The organism is Kibdelosporangium banguiense (assembly GCF_017876405.1).
Classification (GTDB): Bacteria; Actinomycetota; Actinomycetes; order Mycobacteriales; family Pseudonocardiaceae; genus Kibdelosporangium; species Kibdelosporangium banguiense.
In genome coordinates, this window is sequence record NZ_JAGINW010000001.1 from 10,347,270 (window position 1) to 10,362,398 (window position 15,129).

Sequence of the window (15,129 nt, forward strand, 5' to 3'; positions counted from 1 at the left end):
ATCACACCATCCGCGACTGTGCACTATCCAGCTGCGCCCCGCCCGGACGTAACGCCGCCTTCCACTGCCCGTTCTCGTGGTAGGTCTTGACGGCCGGGTACTCGACTGTGATCGTCTTGATTTCACCGTGTTTCCTACGCAGTCGGCGGAGGAGGTCCACTCGTAGCCCGTCGAGGGCGGCTTTCTCGCGCTTGGCCACCGGGCCCGCGAACAACCTCAACGCGCGTCCGGCCGCCAGCATCGCGATGGCCGCCAGCCACAACACCGTCACCGCGACGATCGTGTGCCGCACCAGGAAGTACGCGTAGACCAGCGCGACCGCCACCAGGTACGTCTTTCCTACCACCTTGAGGATCTGGTGGCGCGGCGCCGTGATGAGTGCCGAGTTGGCCACCACGAGGTCGAACCAGTCGTCGCTCCATCCTCGGCGCTTCGGCCGTGGCGGCGCGGCCAGGTCGGCCACCAGGGGCGCGACGTCTGCCTCGGTCGTGGCCGCGTGTGCGGCGGCGACCCGCTCGTCGAACTCGGCCAGGTTCAGCCGGCCCTCGTCGAATGCGCGCTTCAGCTGGTCGGCGACCGCCTGCCGGTTGGACTCGGACAGGCGCCAGCGGAGGTCCGCCATCAGTGGCGCCAGGTCGGAGTCGGTGGCAGCCTTCTGTGCCCGGCCGGCCCGTACGGTGTACTCGGTGGCGTCCAGCTGGCCTGCCTGGTGCGCGGCCGTCAGGGCGTCGACGGTGTGCTGGCGTTCCCGGTCGCTGGTCCGTTCCGCCAGCGACGCCAGCAGGAGGTCGATGTCCCGGCGCCGGTGAGCCCGCCGGATGGCGGCCTCCAGGCCGTGTGCCTCAACCGGCTTCACCGCCCCGTCGGCCACCGCGTCGTAGGTCGCCACAGTGGACAGCGCGACCAGCCGCTGCTGATACTCCTGGTCGGACAAACGTCCCCGCGCCGCCGTCTCATCGAGCCAGCGGCGGGCGTCCTCGCGGTCCACGCCACGCACCCGCAGGCCGTCGGCCCACTCCCGAACTCCCTTGCGTTCCGGGAGATCCGCCGTCATCCGGACCAGGTCACCGCGGGTCGTCGCGGTCACCAGGGAGTCGACCCGACCGCTGTACTCGGCCTCGTCGAGCCGGCCCTCCTCCCTGGCGACGTCCACCCCTCACCAGCCAAGATCACGAAGCCCAGCTGGAGTAGTAGTGAGGCGTCGCCTCTGACCGCCGAGCGGGGTGGCTGGTCTGGCGTGCCCGTTGCGGATTGGAGCATGCTCGCCTGCGTAGCCGTGGTGATGGAGGCGGGTCATGGGCGGGCATGTGGTGACGGTCAACGATGTGCTCGACGGGCATGTGGCGTTGGATATCCAGTGTCTGGACCGGATCTATCTCAACGCTTATGTGCCGAAGCTGCAGACCAGCGCGCAGGTGGTGGCGTTCCTGTCCGGTTACTTGGGATATCCGTTCCCGTCGCCGGCGTTGTTCAAGCAGTTGGGTGACCGGTTCCGTCGGGCGGTGTCGGATTTCGCGGATGCCAACGACATCCCGTGGGTGAAGTTCGGCAAGAACGATGTGGGCGGCAAGCTGGGGTTGATGCGTCCATACCTGGACCGCCAGGCCGCGACTGGTCGGTCTGGTGTTGCGGCGATCGGGGTGGCACAGGAGTTTCAGCGAGTCTGGACCGCCTACGAGCGCCAAAGCCCGACCGGGGCGGTGCAGTGGTGGTTCACCAAGGCCTGTCGGCGCTGGTCGTTCAGGACGTGGGGGACAGCGGCGGCAGGGTGGTGATCACGGCCCGTACTCGGGATGTGGCTGTGCCGTGTCCGGTCTGCGGGACCGCCACGGCGAAGGTGCATGGGTACCATCGCCGAACGGTGACCGACGTGCCGGTCGACGGCCGCCACGTCGTCGTGCACCTGCGCGTACGGCGACTGGTTTGTCCGATGCAGGGCTGCCGGCGGCAAACCTTCCGAGAACAGATTCCCGGCCTCCTGGAACGCCACCAGCGCCGCACGGTGCGGCTTGTCCGCCAGATATCCCATGTGGCGCAAGAGTTGTGCGGCCGGGCGGCCGCACGCCTGACCAACCTCTTGGCCATGCCGGTGTCCCGCAGCACCGCGTTACGCCGTCTATTACAACTGCCGCTGCCTGAGCAGTCGGTCCCGCGGGTGATCGGCGTGGACGATTTTGCCCTGCGTCGCCGCCAGCGCTACGCCACGATCGTCATCGACGCCGAGACCGGTCGACGTGTCGCGGTGCTGCCCGGCCGCGACGCGGCCACCCAGGAATCCTGGCTACGCGAGCATCCCGGTGTCAAGGTCGTGTGCCGGGACGGTTCGGCCACCTACGCCGAAGCCGTCCGCCGTGCCCTGCCCGACGCGGTGCAGGTCAGCGATCGATGGCAATGCTGACACCGGCCGCGGGCAACGACGTGAAACTCACCGAGTGGATCGCGGCGGCTCGCGCCGTTAATCTGCCGCATCTGCGCAGTTTCACCAACGGTCTCGAGATCGACCGGTCCGCTGTGGACGCCGGTCTCACTTTGCCCTACCACAACGGCCGCACCGAAGGCGTCAACACCCGCACCAAGAGGATCATGAGACAGATGCACGGACGCGCCGGATTCACCCTTCTCCGCCACCGCATCCTTCTGCCCTGACAGGTACCCAGGGTCACCACCGACTACGGGCCAGAGCCGAAAGTTTGTACAGTCCCGCAGAGTCTGTGCGGGTGCCGTCGTCAGCCACTGAAGACGCGCTCGGCCTTGTCGCGGTCGGTGGTGTGCAGGTCCCAGTAGACGGGGGAGATCTGCTCGGCTGGCACCGACTTGATTCCGGGCACGACTGTGTCCGAGTCGCCGATCATCACGTCGATGGCGACGTGCGCGGCCTGGATGCCGGTGCCGTCCAGCTCCTTGTGCAGATTGATCACCCAGTTGCGCAGCGCCGCGGCGGCGGCATTGACGTTGCCGACCTGAGGGACGGGGTCGATCGAGCCGGCGCCGGTGGTGTAGAGCAGGGTGCCCGCGCCGGCCTCGCGCATGGCGGGCAGCACCGCCTTGGTGGCAGTGATGGCTCCGTAGAGCTGGAACTCCATCTCGTGCTGCACGTGGGACGGGTCGGTCTCGGTGGGGACGGTCAGTACGGTTGAGCCGAACGTTCCCACCGGGGAGTACTCCAAGACGTCGATGCCGCCGAAGTGCGTAGCGGCGTCTTTGAGCGCCTGGGTGAGCGCGTCGCGGTCGAGTACGTCCGCGGGGAACGCGGCGGCGGTGATGCCCTCGTCCTTCAGTCGGCCGACCAGTTCGTCGAGTTTGGTGCGGTTGCGGGAGATGAGGGCGATGTCGAAGCCGTTGGCGCCGAAGGTTCGGGCGATGGCCAGGCCCATACCGGGGCCGGCTCCGACAATGGCGATGCTGGGCATAGCGATCCTAATCAGTTCTGGGAGTTGCCATCCGGCAGACTCCTGGTGGTAGCCGCCGGCAGGTGAGCACTTTGTGCTCCTGGACGTATGAGTCCTGACGAAAGATCGTGCCCCTGCCGGATGGCCGAGAGAGTTGATCGCTGATGGGATGTCGTGCCTGCTGCTGGTTGGCGTGAGCACTGCTTGATTAGGTCGCTGATGGTTCTCTCGCAGGCTGCACCGGGTGATCGACAGTGTGGAGACGGGAGAGCTTGTTGAGGTTGTTCGTAGGTGATGACTGGGCTGAGGATCATCACGATGTGGAGGTGATGGACAGTTCCGGCCGCCGGCTGGCCAAAGCCCGGCTGCCCGAGGGCGTGGCGGGAATGGCCCGGCTGCACACCATCCTGGGCGGGCTGGCCGGAGACGAGGCCGACGAGGTCGAGGTGCTGGTGGGCATCGAGACCGACCGCGGCCCCTGGGTGCGGGCGCTGGTGGCCGCCGGATACACCGTGCTGGCGGTCAACCCGCTGCAGGCGGCCAGGTTTCGTGACCGGCTCGGGGTCTCCGGAGCCAAAAGCGACCCGGGGGACGCACACGTGCTGGCCGACATGGTCCGCACCCACGCCCACGAGCTGCGGCCGATCGCCGGGGACACCGCGCAGGGCGAGGCCGTCAAAGTCGTGACCCGCACCCACAAAACCCTGATCTGGGAACGGACCCGGCACACCCAGCGTCTGCGTCACGCGTTGCGCGACTATTTCCCGGCCGCGCTGGTCGCGTTCACCGACTTGGACGCCGCCGACACCCTGCAGTTGCTGGCCAAGGCCCCGACCCCGGCGCAGGCCGCCCGGCTGACCACCGCGCAGATCAGCGCCGCGCTCACACGCGCCCGCCGCAAGAACATCGCCGACAAAGCAGCCGCGATCCAGGCCGCGCTGCGCGCTGAGCACCTCGGCCAGCCCGAGGTCGTCACCGCCGCCTACGCCGCCTCCGTCCAGGCACTGATCGCGGTCCTGACCGTACTCAACACCCAGATCAACGCCATGCAAGGGCAGGTCGAGGCCTATTTTGGCCAGCACCCGGCCGTTGAGATCATCACCTCCCAGCCCGGCCTGGGACAGGTGCTCGGCGCCCGGGTGCTCGCAGAGTTCGGCGACGACCCGCACCGCTACACCACCGCCAAAGCCCGCAAGAACTACGCCGGCACCTCCCCGATCACCCGCGCGTCCGGCAAAAAGAAGGTCGCCCTGGCCCGCTTCATCCACAACGACCGGCTCATCGACGCTCTCATGACCCAAGCCTTCAGCGCACTGAGACACTCTCCCGGCGCCCGCGCCTACTACGACCGGCAACGAGCCCGTGGCTGCGAGCACAACGCCGCCCTGCGCCAACTCGCCAACCGACTCGTCGGCATCCTCCACGGCTGCCTCAAAACCGGCACCCTCTACGACGAAACAACCGCCTGGTCTCATCACATCGAGTCGCTTGCCGCTTGACATCTACGCTCCTGGGATGTCTTTCGAGACAACTTTCATTGGGGAAAACGGAGGGGTGAACGTGGTGTTCAGGAAGGCCACACTTGAGGCTTCGGCTTCGGCTCTGGCCATGCCGTTTGCAAGGGGCGGACGGCGGTGTCGGGGCTGGTAGGGGTCTTGAGGACGAAGTCGAAGACTGCGGTGTTGAAGGGGCGGTCGAAGCCGTGGGCGGCGATGTCCTGCGGGTCGTCGTGCAGGGTCGTGTCGGCCTGCAGGGATGGTGCGGCGATCTTGGGGCCGACGAAGTCGACGGGGATGACGGGGTCGCCGGCGAAGTAGACCTCGCCTCGATAGGGCTTGAGCAGGCGGGGGTGGTGGATCTCATAGTGGATGTGGGCCGGCCGGTAGAGGCTGCGGCCCAGCGCCGCGGCAGCCGCCGCCACGGCGTCGACGGCCTGGCTCGGTGTGTTGGAGTAGGGCACCGGGGTGATGGTGGTGAAGGCGTAGCGGCCTTCGGTGTCGGTGATCTGGCGGCCGCGCAGGTTGTACTTGGGTTGGCCGTCGTCCCAGATGCCGGAGTAGATGCCGTCGTTGGAGGCGTGGTAGATCACCATTTCCGCGCCGGCCAGCGGGTTGCCGTAACCGTCCAGGACGCGGCCGGAGGCGACCAGCGGCACGCCCGGCTCGTCGGGGCGCATCGGCAGCGTGCCTGGGTTGTCGATCATGGGAGAACCGGGGATGCAGGTCGGGCTGTCGACGTCCTCGGAGATCGTGTAGCCGTCACCGCCGCCCTGGAAGACCTCGCTGAACAAGGGCATCGCGCACAAGGACAGTGGCACGCCGGTGGCGTCGTGCAGTTGAGTGAGGAGTGTGGTGACCGTGTTCAGGTCGTCGAAGGTGAGGCCGTGTTCGTCGCGCATGCGTGCGAGGGCGTCTTTGAATGCCTCGACCAGACGCACCGCGCGGGGGTTGATCAGGGCTGGGTCTACGGTCTCCCATGGGGCAGGGGTCGTTGAGGTCATGCCGAGATTCCTTCCGAGATCGTTGCGAGGTGTGCGGGGTCAGGAGCAGGTGATGGCGACCTTGCCGAGCGTGCCTGCGTTGAATGCGGTGAACGCTTCGTGGATCTGGTCCAGGGGGTAGGTCGCGGTGACCGGGACCCGCAGAGCGCCGGAGGCGGCGTCGGCGGCCAGCTGGGCAAGGGTCTGAGGGGTGGGGTCGGCCATCACCGAGAAGGCGGTGATGCCGTCGGGAGTGACGCCGAGGGTGGAGGCGAAGCGCCCGCCTGGGCGCAGCAGGCCCGCGAGCTGGGTGCCGTCACCGGCCAGGTGCAGCACGGTGTCCACGCCGTTCGGCGCGTATGTACGGACCTGGGCGTCGAGGTCGTCAGTGAAGTCGACTACGTGGATTTCGGCGTCGGTGAGGCCGGTGACCAAGTCCGTATCCGCGCCGGGGCGGGCGGTAGCGATGACACGGGCACCCCGGGCGGCGGCGAGTTGCACGGCCAGGCTGCCGACACCGCCGGTGGCGCCGGAGATCAGGATCGTCTCGTCCTTGTCCGGGTCCACTGCGTTCAGCGTGTCCAGCGCGGCCGTGCCCGCCAGGCCCAGTGCACCGGCGTCGCGCACGCTGAGCTCGTCCGGGATGTGGGCGACACCGTAGGAGGCCGGCACGGTGACGTACTCGGCCAGCGAACCCGCGCCCAGGAACGGCTTCATCACCACGCCGAAGACCGCGTCCCCCACCGCGAACCCGTCGACACCCTCGCCAAGAGCTTCGACCGTCCCGGCGAAGTCCTTGCCCACGACCAGCGGGAACCGGTGCTCCATCAGCCCCTGCAGGTAACCGGCGGCGGTAGCGGTGTCGAACCCGTTCACCGAGGCCGAAGCCACCCGCACCAATAACTCACCCGCTTCCGGACGCGGGATCTCAACCTCGCCGACAGCAGGGCTGGCCGGGACGGACTCCAATGTCGCAGCACGCACGGACAACCACCTTCACAGTAAGTGGAACGGCCTTCCCGTTTCCTGGCACCACCGTAGCACGTAATCGGGAAGGGCGTTCCATTTAGTAGAGTGGTAGGCGTGACACCGCCCGAACCACCAGGTCAGCAGTCCGAAACCGCCCTGCGTGCGGACGCCGAGCGCAACCGTGAGCGCATCATGTCCGCCGCCCGTCGGCTGTACGCCACCGAGGGCCTCGGGGTCTCGATGGCCTCGGTGGCCCGCGAAGCGGGTGTCGGCAAGGCCACTCTGTCCCGCCGCTTCACCACTCGCGAGGACCTGATCAACGCCGTCTTCGCCGACCGCATGGACAACTACGCCGCCGCCACCGCCGAGGCGCTCGCCGACCCCGACCCCTGGCGCGCCTTCACGCGCTACATCGAGGCCATCTGCGCCATGCAGGCCGCCGACCGCGGCTTCGCCGCTGTGCTGGCCATGACCTTTCCCGCCGCCAAAGCCCTCGAAGCCCGGCGTGCCGAGTCCTACGAGGGCTTCCTGGAACTCATTGCCCGCGCCAAGGCCACCGGCCACCTGCGGGCCGACTTCGCCTCGGAGGACCTCGTCGTCCTGCTCATGGCCAACGCCGGCGTCATCGCCGCCACCATCGACGACGCGCCCGAGGCCTGGCGCCGGCTCGTTGGGCAGATGCTCCGCGCCTTCGCCTCCCCGGATGCCCCGCTCCCGCCGTTGCCGGAAGCGCCGTCGTCGCCCGCCCTCTACTGCGCCATGGCCCGCTCTGGACGGCCCTCCTCGAACGAAACCTGAGCGATCGACGAGTTCTACGACAGGATCTTCAACGCAGCAAGTCTCTTATGGACTAGTCCCTTATGGACACCAGTAGGTACTTGCTCCGCCGATGCGGCCACTTCGGACTTTCGTCGACCTGGCTCGCGGCGGCCTGTGGGGTTTCAGAACTCTGCGCCGAGGTCGTGACCTGCGGCGATCCACGCTTTGATGCTGAGGCATGATCGTGTGGCGTGGGCTTGCGACTGTTGTACCTGATCTTCATCCGGCTCAGTGACTGGCTCGTCCTGCTCGGCCGGTCCTCGGCATCCAAGGACGTGGAGTTACTCGTCCTGCGGCACGAGATCGCCGTGCTGCGGCGCACGAACCCACCGTCCACGCGTGGATTGGGCCGACCGCGCGGTGCTCGCCGTACTAGCGCGGCGACTACCCGGCCTGCTCCGGAGACAGCGGTCGGTCACACCAGGCACCCTCCTGCGCTGGCACCGTCGCCTGGTGGCCAAGAAGCGGACCTATCCCCACCGGACAGGACGCCCTCCGATCGACCGCAGCATCGTCGCGCTGATCCAACAAATGGCACGAGAGAACACTGGTTGGGGACATCGCAGGATTCAGGGCGAGCTACTTAAGCTCGGTCAGCGCGTGTCCGCATCGAGCGTCCGCCGCGTGCTCAAGCGTTTGCGGATCCCTGTCCTGGTCGAAAACTCGGTAACCCGGTTTGACCTGGGTGATCGTGACGTCCAATGATCGGTGGTCGTGTCTGTTCGTCTGGTCTATCGGCTCTGTGGTCAGGTGCTGTCCTGGCTTGCCCTGTTCGCTCGATCGTCAGCGTCAAAGGACGCGGAGATACTTGCCTTGCGACATGAGGTCGCTGTGCTGCGACGAAGTAATCCGAGACCTCACCTGTCCTGGCCGGATCGCGCGGTCCTGGCCGGGCTTGCCCGGATGCTTCCGAAGGCCCTACGCGTCCACCGGATGGTCACGCCGGGAACGTTGTTGCGCTGGCACCGCAGGCTAATCGCCGCGCGGTGGCGACAGCCGACACCGCCGGGTCGTCCGCCGATCGGCGATGAACTGGCCGCCCTGATCGTGCGCCTGGCGAGGGAGAACCGGACCTGGGGCGTGGTTCGTATCCAGGGTGAGCTCCGTCGCCTCGGCCATCGGGTCGCGGCCTCGACCATCCGCAAGGTCCTGCGCGCCAACGGAGTCCTGCCATCGACACGCCGCGACGACACCTGGCGCGCCTTCCTGCGAGCCCAGGCAGACAGCCTCCTTGCCATCGACTTCTTCCACATCGACACCGTGACACTCAAGCGGCTGTATGTCGCGTTCGCTATCGAGATCAAGACACGCAGGGTCCACCTACTCGGCGTTACCGAGCATCCGACTGCGGACTGGGTGGTTCAGGTGGCGCGCGGACTTGCCAGCGATCTGGAGGAGACCGGGCACCGATTCAGACACCTCATTCGCGACCGTGACGCAAAGTTCGGTACCGCCTTCGACACGGTCTTCGCCTCGATCGGCATCGAGATCGTGCTCACCGCACCGCGGTCTCCGCGGATGAACGCATTCGCTGAGCGCTGGATCGGCTCCGCCCGTCGAGAATGCACCGACCGAGTCCTTATCACCGGAGAACGCCATCTACGCCACGTGCTCGACGCCTACGTCGCCCACCACAACGCCGGACGCAGCCACCAAGGCGACCGGATGCGTCTGCGTGCTCCCGACGACGAACCGATCCCGTTCCCGGCCCAGATCGACAGGATCCGACGCCGACAGTGTCTCGGCGGACTGCTCAACGAGTACCGACCCGCCGCATGAAAGTCCAGACCAGAACCGGTAACCGAGTTTTCGACCAGGGCGTCGGTGTTGCTCGACGGCCCGCCCGGCACCGGGAAAACCACGATCGCGCGCCTGCTCGCCACCGTCGATACCGGCACTTCGTCGCTTTCTCGGCGCTGACCAGCGGTGTCAAGGAACTGTGCGAGATGATCAACGATGCGCGCCGTCGCCGCGACCATCAAACTGTGCTGTTCATCTACGAGGTGCACCACTTCTCCAAGACCCAGCAGGACGCGCTGCTCGGAGCCGTCGAGGACCGGCTCGTGCTGCTCGTGGCGGCTACCACGGAAAACCCGTCGTTCTCCGAATGTCTGACTTGGCCTGCGGTTGTCACGTGCCTCGGGTTCCCGGCTGTTCGGCCATCCATGCGGCGATCTGGACGCGTTTAGTGAAACCGAGCTTGGCCAGGATGCGTTCGACGTGGCCCTCGGCGGTGCGCTGGGCGATCACCAGCCGGTCCGCGATCTGTTTGTTGGTCAGCCCTTCGGCGACCAACTCCGCGACCTGCTGTTCCCGCCGAGTCAGCGACACCTCTGCGCTGCCCGTTTCAGTGTCCGTTTCGGTGGTGGGTTGCGGTTTCTCGCCGAGCGCGTAGGCGACCGTTTCGTCAAGGCCGAATTCGTAACCGCGAGCGAAGGCCGCTCGGAAGGCATGGTCACCCAGGGCCTTGCGGGTCTGCCGCTCGCACGCATCGTGCGGGACGATCCAGGCTGGCGAACCCAACTGGGCCCGGCCACCCGTCGACTCCCACAGCTGCCCGACCGCGCCGAGCAACGTCGCCGCCCGCTCACCGTCACCCGCCGCAGCCGCGATCCATGCCATCAGGTCGACCGCTACAGCCATGCCCAGGAGATCGTTCAATGCCTTCTTGAGAGACAACGATTCCCGCGCGTGTACAGTGGCTTGCTCCATCTCGCCTTGAGACCACTCCGCCCAGCCGAGGGTATAAAGCAGATAACTGCGGACCCATAGCTCGCCGTTGGGCTCGCAGATCGCGATGCCTTGCCGGCACACGGTGACCGCCTGGGCGAAGTCGCCCAGGAAAACAAACACGAAGACCAGCAATATATAGACAATGATCGCCATGCTGTTCAGTTTTCCGAGCGCCTCGAAGCGAGCCAGCGCGTCCACGTACAGCGCCACCGCGAGCGACTGATCGTCGGTCATCATGGCATGGTGTCCCCGCAGCAGGAGGGCCCACGCCAGCGAAGTCTCATCTTCAAGCCGCAGCCCCAGGGCATGGCACTCTTCGGCCATGTCGTTCGTGGACCGGTGGGCGCCCTGGACGCCAGCTAGGTGGGCGTTGGCCCACAACGCGGCGGCCCGCGGCAAGCTGGGCTCTGTGTCGACCGCGAGGGCCCGATCGAACCAGCGGCGTCCCTCGGCCATGAAGCCGCAGCCGACCCAGTAGAAGTGCAGCGCGGCGGCCATATGCAGGCCGGTGCGGGTTTCGCCCGCGGTGCTCAGGCAGAATTCCAGCGCGATGCGCAGGTTGGCGTGCTCACGTTGGGTGCGCCGGAACACCTCGACCTGGTCAGGGCCGAACCACTCAGTTTTGCCGAGTTCGGCCAGACCGAGGTAATAGTCCCGGTGCCATCGGCGTAGCGTCGCTTCCTCACCGGACTCACGCAGCCTGTCCCGCCCATAAGCATGGATGGTGTCCAGCATCCGGTAACGCGCACGGTACCCGTGCCCTTCCCTGACCAGGATCGACTTGTCCATCAGTCCGGCCACCAGGTCGAGCACTTGGTCGCGGTCGATCCCGCCGTCACCGCAGACCGCCTCCGCCGCGTCCAGGTCGAACCCACCAGCGAACACCGACGCCCGCGCCCACAAGGCCTGCTCCTCCCGCTCACACAGGTCGAAACTCCAGTCGATCGTCGCCCGCAGCGTGCGATGACGCAGCAGCTTGAACCGGGGTCCCCGCACCAGAAGCCGGAACCGGTCATCCAACCGTTGCAGCAACTGTTCCGGCGACAGCACCCGCAATCGCGCCACAGCCAACTCGATCGCCAACGGCATCCCATCCAGCCGATGACAAACCCCCACAACCGCCGCCCGGTTGCCGGCATCGACTTCGAACCCCGGCACAACAGCCACCGCCCGCTCAGCGAACAACCGCACCGCCTCGTACTGGTGCACATTCCCCTGCGATGGCAGGCGATCGGGGTCCGGCACCGACAACGGGCCGACCGGCACAACGTGCTCACCCTCCAGCCGCAACACCTGGCGGCTGGTGGCCAGCACCCGCAGCCCCCCGGCCGCACCGAGCAGCTTGGCCACCACCAGACCACACGCCTCCAGCAGGTGTTCACAGTTGTCCAGAACAAGAAGCAGCTCCTTGTCCCGGAGATAATCCGCCACCACCGCCAACGGCGAACGAACGGACTGATCACGCAACCCCAACGCATCCGCCACCGACTGCGCCAACAACCCCGGATCCTGCAACGCGGCCAGCTCGACCAGCCACACACCGTCCGCGAACGCCCGCCGCACCTGCCTGGCCACCCGCAACCCCAGCTGGGTCTTGCCCACCCCACCCGGACCGGTCAACGTCAGCAACCGCGCCGACTCCAGCGACCTCCTCACCACGGCCATCTCCTGCTGGCGCCCGACAAAGCTGTTCAGGTCCTCCGGAAGGTTTCCCCTTCGCGACCGCTGCCCTGCACCGCCCACAAGCTCAGAATCAACCAGAACAGCACCCGGTCAATACCGGTTGCTGACGCGTACCGGCCAATGCCGACTCACGCCACAACACAAACGGCAAACCCAGCATCACAAGCTCTGCCACGTGCTCGGCGGCACCTTCGGCCTTACCTCACGCGGAGATCCACACCATCGTCCTGCCGCACGTCGTGGCCTTCAACGCCAGCGCGTCGACGAGCATGCGTGCGGCACTCGAGCGTGTCTTGGGCACCAGCGATCCGGCTGGGGCGCTGTAGGATCAGCTTGAAGCTGCTTCCCGCGCGGCTGATCCTCAAAGAGATCGCACTCCTTGGGACCAAGTCCTGCAGCGAGTCCGAACTTCACGACGTCCTCCGGCTGGTCGGAGCGGGCACGTTGAAAGCCGCCGTCACCGAGATCCTCCCTCTCGAAGCCGCAGCCGACGTGCACAGGCCATCCTGCAACGCCACGTCCCCAAACCACGCCTTACTCCACCCGACCGCGCGTTCCTCGCCGCCCTGCTCCACCGCCTCCCCAGACCCACACTGCGCACGTTCCACCTCATCGTCTCCCCCGACACTATCCTGCGCTGGCACCGCAACCTGCTCCACAAACGCCACGGCCGAGCATCCCGACCAAAGCGGCCAGGCAGACCACCCACCATCCGCAGCATCCAAACACTCGTCCTCCGGCTCGCCCGCGAGAACCCGAACTGGGGTTACCGCCGCATCCATGGTGAATTGGCCGCCCTGGCCATCAAAATCGCACCCTCCACCGTCTGGAGATCCTCAGAGCCAACAACATCGAACCGGCACCTCGTCGCGACCGACAGAACTGGGCCAACTTCCTGCGCAGCCAGGCACACGCCATCCTCGCTGCCGACTTCTTCGAAGCTCGAACACTCACCGGGACCAGGCTGTTCGTCCTCGCCGTCATCGAGCACACCACCCGACGAATCCGCATCCTTGACGCAACCGAACACCCCACCGCGGCCTGGACCACTCAACAAGCCAGAAACCTCGTCATGGACCTCGAGGACGCCGGCGCCACTACGGTGCGATATCTGATCCGGGACCGCGACAGCAAATACACCACCGCCTTCGACACCGTCCTCACCGACAGCGGGATCACCACCATCACCACCGGCATCCGCATGCCACGCATGAACGCGATCATGGAACGCTGGATCCGCACCTGCCGAACCGAACTCCTCGACCGCACCCTCATCTACAACCAGCGACACCTACTCCACGCGCTCCGCGAATACGAAGACTTCTACAACCACCACCGACCCAACCGAGCCTTACACGCCGCCGCACCACAACGGCCACTTCCGCCACCCATCACCAAACCACACGCACTCGAATACCTCGACATCCGACGACAAGATCGACTCGGCGGCATCCTCCACCAGTATCACCACGCCGCCTGACCTCGACGGACGTAATTGTCGGCACCTACACGGTCCATCGGTTATTTCTGGACTTTCCCGCACGCACAGCTGTATTCCTATAGCCCAAGCGGCTCGAGGATGCCGGGCTGCTCGACCTCCAGGAGGAGCAGCACGGCCGCAGGCGGAAGCTGTACACGATCACAACGAACGGCGGGGCGGCGCTACGAGACTGGCTCGCCGAACCGGTGAACGCACACTTCGAGCTCCGCGACATCGCGGAGATCAAGTTGTTCTTCAACGAGCTCGCCGGGCTCGACGACGTCGCGGCCCGCATGGTGACGCTGGAACTCGGTTTGGGCCTGGAACAGGCCGCGCTGAAATTCTGGCACGGCGTCGCCGAGCAGGTCGCGCGCGGCGAGTTCCCGCCCTCCAGCCCTCGGACCACCCGGCGTACCAAGGCCGTATAGCCGCTCTATCGGCCTCACCGCGCATTGCGCACTGCCGACACACCGCGGTCCCGGTCCGCACGGTCGACACAGGCCGATCCCCCCAGTTGCGACGACACCTGACCGCGTGATCATGTGGCACGTCCCGTCAGCGGAGCGCCTCCAGCTCGTAAAGAACCGAGTCGGCGGGTGTGTGCACCTCGCGGACGTTCACGCAACGCCATCCGCTTTCCTCGAACACGCCCTGCCATTCGGCGAGCGTTGGCAGGTACACGCCCATCAGGTCGTGTGCCGTCTCGAAGGCCAGTGTGAACACCGGCTTGTCCTCGTCCGGAATTCCCTGGGTGCGCGCGGTGTCGCCCAGCAGGAGCCGGCGTGCGTTGGGGAACACCTGCCGCAACCGGCGCAGTGTCGCCACACACTGCTCCCTCGGCCAGAAGTCGTGCCCCATCATGAAGCAGGTGAGCAGTTCGACGTCCGCGAACCGCTCGTCCGGCTGCAGGGCAAGCACATCGCCCTCGATGAAACGCAACCGGCCGCCGAACCCGGCCTCGTCCACAAAAGTCTCGGCCGCGTGCAGGGCGTCGGCCGAGATATCGATGCCGATGCCCTGCACGCCGGGGAACCGGTCCGCGATCTGTGCCAGCCGGCCGCCGCTGCCGCAGCCGAGATCGGCGACGGTGGTGAGCGGGAAGTCCAGCGATCCCATCGCCTGCCAGAACACCGGGTCGAACGACCGCGCGTTGATCTCCCGGCAGGCGAAGGCGATCGCCGCCGCGTCCCGGTGGTGGAATTCCCCGGACCTGTTCTGGTTGCGCACGATCCGCGGCATCGCCGCGAACAGCTCGCCGCTGCCGATCGTCAGCCAGTGGAAGAACGCCTTGTTCTGGTAGACGTCCGCGAACTGCGGTCCGATCGAGACGGTGTCGCCCGCCCGGACGACCACACCGGCCGAGGCCAGCGCGGCGAACACGCTGCGCACCGACGCCAGATGCAGGTCGTGGCTCGCGCTGAACGCCGCGACGTTCAGCCTGCCGACATCGTTCAGCTCGTCCAGCACGCCGATCTCCCACGCGGTGGCGACGGCGAATCCCGCCACCACCGAGTTGAAGATGCCCGCCGCAGTTCGTGCCCCTGGGACGGCGACCAAAGTGCTCTGTGTGCTCACAG

Annotated in this window: 13 protein-coding genes and 2 pseudogenes; 9 read left to right on the forward strand and 6 right to left on the reverse strand. The window is 66.7% G+C overall.

Annotated features, from left to right (window positions below; translation table 11 throughout):
• Nucleotide 1: 1 nt before the first annotated feature.
• Complete coding sequence (locus JOF56_RS46575) at nucleotides 2–1,153, reverse strand: DUF1707 domain-containing protein (protein ID WP_209645920.1); 1,152 nt, start codon at nucleotides 1,151–1,153, stop codon at nucleotides 2–4.
• 142 nt (nucleotides 1,154–1,295) lie between these two features.
• On the opposite strand from JOF56_RS46575, the gene JOF56_RS46580 reads away from it, so the two are divergent.
• Both JOF56_RS46580 and JOF56_RS46585 read left to right on the forward strand, forming a co-directional pair.
• Entirely contained in the window at nucleotides 1,296–1,775 is a 480-nt protein-coding gene (locus JOF56_RS46580) for a hypothetical protein (RefSeq protein ID WP_209645921.1), read from the forward strand.
• A pseudogene (locus JOF56_RS46585) lies at nucleotides 1,706–2,646 on the forward strand (ISL3 family transposase). The gene JOF56_RS46580 and the pseudogene JOF56_RS46585 overlap by 70 nt, the downstream one beginning before the upstream one ends.
• An 80-nt stretch (nucleotides 2,647–2,726) precedes the next feature.
• Here JOF56_RS46585 and JOF56_RS46590 read toward each other — a convergent pair.
• Complete coding sequence (locus JOF56_RS46590; RefSeq protein WP_209645922.1) at nucleotides 2,727–3,410, reverse strand: SDR family NAD(P)-dependent oxidoreductase; 684 nt, start codon at nucleotides 3,408–3,410, stop codon at nucleotides 2,727–2,729.
• Between the two features lie 260 nt (nucleotides 3,411–3,670).
• Between JOF56_RS46590 and JOF56_RS46595 the strand changes: the two genes are divergently transcribed.
• Nucleotides 3,671–4,888: an IS110 family RNA-guided transposase gene (locus tag JOF56_RS46595; RefSeq protein WP_281065624.1), complete on the forward strand. Its 1,218-nt coding sequence runs from the start codon at nucleotides 3,671–3,673 to the stop codon at nucleotides 4,886–4,888.
• A 68-nt stretch (nucleotides 4,889–4,956) separates the two neighbouring features.
• Here JOF56_RS46595 and JOF56_RS46600 read toward each other — a convergent pair whose 3' ends face one another.
• Both JOF56_RS46600 and JOF56_RS46605 read right to left on the reverse strand, forming a co-directional pair.
• A complete protein-coding gene (locus JOF56_RS46600; RefSeq protein ID WP_209645923.1) occupies nucleotides 4,957–5,889 on the reverse strand; it encodes a dioxygenase family protein in 933 nt (310 codons plus the stop codon).
• 39 nt (nucleotides 5,890–5,928) lie between these two features.
• The gene (locus JOF56_RS46605) at nucleotides 5,929–6,852 is read right to left on the reverse strand and encodes an NADP-dependent oxidoreductase (RefSeq protein ID WP_307855570.1); all 924 of its coding nucleotides are present in this window, start codon (nucleotides 6,850–6,852) and stop codon (nucleotides 5,929–5,931) included.
• Nucleotides 6,853–6,951: 99 nt separating this feature from the next.
• Between JOF56_RS46605 and JOF56_RS46610 the strand changes: the two genes are divergently transcribed.
• The 4 genes and pseudogenes from JOF56_RS46610 to JOF56_RS46625 form a co-directional block, all read left to right on the forward strand.
• Complete coding sequence (locus tag JOF56_RS46610) at nucleotides 6,952–7,635, forward strand: TetR/AcrR family transcriptional regulator (protein WP_307855571.1); 684 nt, start codon at nucleotides 6,952–6,954, stop codon at nucleotides 7,633–7,635.
• 474 nt (nucleotides 7,636–8,109) lie between these two features.
• On the forward strand, nucleotides 8,110–8,361 hold the full coding sequence (locus tag JOF56_RS58905) for a hypothetical protein (protein ID WP_245378686.1): 252 nt from the start codon (nucleotides 8,110–8,112) through the stop codon (nucleotides 8,359–8,361).
• A 9-nt stretch (nucleotides 8,362–8,370) separates the two neighbouring features.
• On the forward strand, nucleotides 8,371–9,435 hold the full coding sequence (locus JOF56_RS46620; RefSeq protein WP_209645924.1) for an integrase core domain-containing protein: 1,065 nt from the start codon (nucleotides 8,371–8,373) through the stop codon (nucleotides 9,433–9,435).
• A 33-nt stretch (nucleotides 9,436–9,468) separates the two neighbouring features.
• Nucleotides 9,469–9,761: pseudogene (locus JOF56_RS46625) on the forward strand (AAA family ATPase); the annotation flags it as partial.
• A 25-nt stretch (nucleotides 9,762–9,786) separates the two neighbouring features.
• On the opposite strand, the gene JOF56_RS46630 reads toward JOF56_RS46625, so the two are convergent.
• Nucleotides 9,787–12,048: an ATP-binding protein gene (locus JOF56_RS46630; RefSeq protein ID WP_209645925.1), complete on the reverse strand. Its 2,262-nt coding sequence runs from the start codon at nucleotides 12,046–12,048 to the stop codon at nucleotides 9,787–9,789.
• 1,096 nt (nucleotides 12,049–13,144) lie between these two features.
• Here JOF56_RS46630 and JOF56_RS46635 point away from each other — a divergent pair.
• Both JOF56_RS46635 and JOF56_RS46640 read left to right on the forward strand, forming a co-directional pair.
• Nucleotides 13,145–13,552 carry an integrase core domain-containing protein gene (locus JOF56_RS46635; protein WP_245378688.1) on the forward strand — a complete coding sequence of 136 codons (408 nt, stop codon included), beginning with the start codon at nucleotides 13,145–13,147 and terminating at the stop codon, nucleotides 13,550–13,552.
• Nucleotides 13,553–13,758: 206 nt separating this feature from the next.
• Complete coding sequence (locus JOF56_RS46640; protein ID WP_307855572.1) at nucleotides 13,759–13,980, forward strand: hypothetical protein; 222 nt, start codon at nucleotides 13,759–13,761, stop codon at nucleotides 13,978–13,980.
• Between the two features lie 127 nt (nucleotides 13,981–14,107).
• On the opposite strand, the gene JOF56_RS46645 is transcribed toward JOF56_RS46640, so the two are convergent.
• Nucleotides 14,108–15,127 carry an SAM-dependent methyltransferase gene (locus JOF56_RS46645; RefSeq protein ID WP_307855573.1) on the reverse strand — a complete coding sequence of 340 codons (1,020 nt, stop codon included), beginning with the start codon at nucleotides 15,125–15,127 and terminating at the stop codon, nucleotides 14,108–14,110.
• Nucleotides 15,128–15,129: the final 2 nt, after the last annotated feature.